The sequence below is a fragment of the Pseudomonas sp. 05N434 genome (assembly GCF_056396965.1).
On the sequence record NZ_JBFTMK010000898.1, the window covers coordinates 1 to 1167 of the forward strand.

Annotated in this window: 1 protein-coding gene; it reads left to right on the plus strand. The window is 51.2% G+C overall.

Annotated elements, in window-relative coordinates; all coding sequences use genetic code 11:
• Positions 1-1054, plus strand: a 1054-nt coding sequence (locus AC1DLB_RS30530; protein ID WP_477786347.1) for a hypothetical protein, incomplete at its 5' end; no start/stop codon positions are given.
• Between the last annotated feature and the right edge of the window lie 113 nt (positions 1055-1167).

The following is a 1167-nucleotide window of genomic DNA, read 5'->3' on the forward strand; positions in this document are numbered from 1 at the left end:
GCCGAATGGGGGTGAAGCCCTTCGGATGACAGGACAGCACGGTCAAATTGAGTTTAATGGGGGGGCAGCGGAAGGCCGTGATGGTGCCGTGGCCCTTAAGTGCATTAATATCGATTGGGATCCAGATCCCTCAACTATGGCGGATAATGCTAGTGGGCAGGGCGAAAGTACTTCGGATGTATCGGGCGCTGGTAACGCCGTGCAGTCCCCCTACAACGTAAACTTCTCTAATGGGTTCTCGATCCAGAAATCACAGACGGGCATCTATGCGCGCAATTGCCGTCAGATCTCTGTGCGGGGAGCTTGGATCGAACGCATCGGCAAGCTGGCCATGCTGGGCACTAACGGGCGCTTATTGATTGAAGCTAGTCATTTGGCGAATGCTGCTGATGGCACCTTGTTCTCCTCCGGCGGTAGTGGGTATCTGTACAGCCTTGGCACTAACGCCTACCTTGAGTTCCGCTCCAGTAATGAACCTATCGGTACATTCGATAATTACCTGGACCCTCTGACCAACTTGAACAATATTCTAGGGCTCAAGGTTGAGGGCATGGCATCCGGTAATAGCAGTAGTAAGTTCAAGGCTGCGGGTTTCAAGACCATTACGCTATCTGGCGTTGCGGTGGACCTGGCGGCCCATAAATTCGCCACTATTAACCCTAACGTAGGAAACCCTTCGATCAAGCTTGTTACTTTAACTGCTACAGCGGCTCCTGGAGAGAGTGTGAGCCTGCGTCCACTTAGTGGGCCTGTCACACTGAGCAACACTGGCAACATTTCGCTTAATGGTTTATCTGAGGTCACGATTCCACAAAACGGTGTTGTAGTGTTGCAGCGTATTCCTCAAGTGATCGGGTTAACGGAGTGGGTGTTGGTAAGTTGCACTCCGAGTTTTGGTTCGGAAGTTCCAGCAGATGGTGGGTATTACACTAGGGGCTTTACACGACTTAACACTACTCCTACAGCAGGTAACCCCATGGGGTGGGTGTGCATTACAGCTGGTTTGGCCGGCACAACAGCTGTCTTCAAAGCTATGTCTAACCTTTCCGCATAATTCGATTCTTAGCTTCTTTCATCGTACTTTACCTTGTTGTTAATCTAGGGAACTGGTTCCTGTACGCCTCTTACGCCCGCCAACCTGCGGGCTTTTTTTCGTCTGAAGTGTAG